The following is a 946-nucleotide window of genomic DNA, read 5'->3' as shown; positions in this document are numbered from 1 at the left end:
AGGAGCGCACATGCCGACGCATCACGAGATCCCGGCCACCCCCGACAAGATGGTGCTCGGCTACTTCGACGCCGCGCTGCCGCCGGTGCTCGAGATCGCGTCCGGGGACACGGTCACCCTCCATTCCTTCCCCGCCGGCGGACGCGAGTCGCTGCATCCCGATCCCGCGCGGGTCTCGGCCGAGCACCTCGCGGTGCTCGATCAATGCGTCCCCGGCCCCGGGCCGCACTTCGTCACCGGGCCGGTCCATGTCCGCGGTGCCGAGCCGGGCGACGTGCTGCAGGTCGAGATCCTGGATCAGGCGTTCCGCCAGGATTGGGGCTTCGTCTCGATCCTGCCCCTGCTCGGGACCTTGCCCGACGAGTTCACCGAGTACGAGACCATCCACCCCGACATCGACGTCGCGCGCGGCGTCTGCGTGCTGCCCTGGGGCACCGAGCTGCCGCTCGACCCGTTCTTCGGCATCCTCGGCACGGCGCCGCCCGCCGCCTGGGGCCGCGTCGGCACCGCGGTGCCGCGCGGCTTCGGCGGCAACATGGACAACAAGGAGCTGAAGGTCGGCTCGACCCTCTACCTGCCGGTCTACAACCCGGGCGCCGGCTTCTACGCCGGCGACGGGCACGGCGTGCAGGGCGACGGCGAGGTCTGCATCACGGCGCTGGAGACCGGCCTCACCGGCACCTTCCGCCTGACCGTGCGCAAGGACCTCGGCTACGAGTGGCCGTTCGCCGAGACGCCCACCGACCTGATGACGATCGGCCTGCACGAGAGCCTCGACGAGGCGATGCGGCAGGCGGTGCGCGAGATGGTGCGCCACGTCTGCGCCCGCACCGGGCTGACCCGCAACCAGGCCTACATGCTGTGCTCGCTCGCCGGAAACCTGCGCATCACCCAGACGGTCGACGGCAACAAGGGCGTCCACATGCTCATGCCCAAGACCGCCCTG

The 946-nt window shown here is 70.9% G+C and carries 1 protein-coding gene; it reads left to right on the top strand.

Features of this window, described 5'->3' with window-relative positions; translation table 11 throughout:
• Positions 1-10 precede the first annotated feature (10 nt).
• The coding region (locus tag FV230_RS28710; RefSeq protein ID WP_147844776.1) for an acetamidase/formamidase family protein at positions 11-946 on the top strand (936 nt) is incomplete at its 3' end.

Source organism: Methylobacterium sp. WL6, from assembly GCF_008040095.1.
Lineage (GTDB): Bacteria > Pseudomonadota > Alphaproteobacteria > Rhizobiales > Beijerinckiaceae > Methylobacterium.
This window is presented reverse-complemented; position numbering and strand designations above follow the sequence as displayed.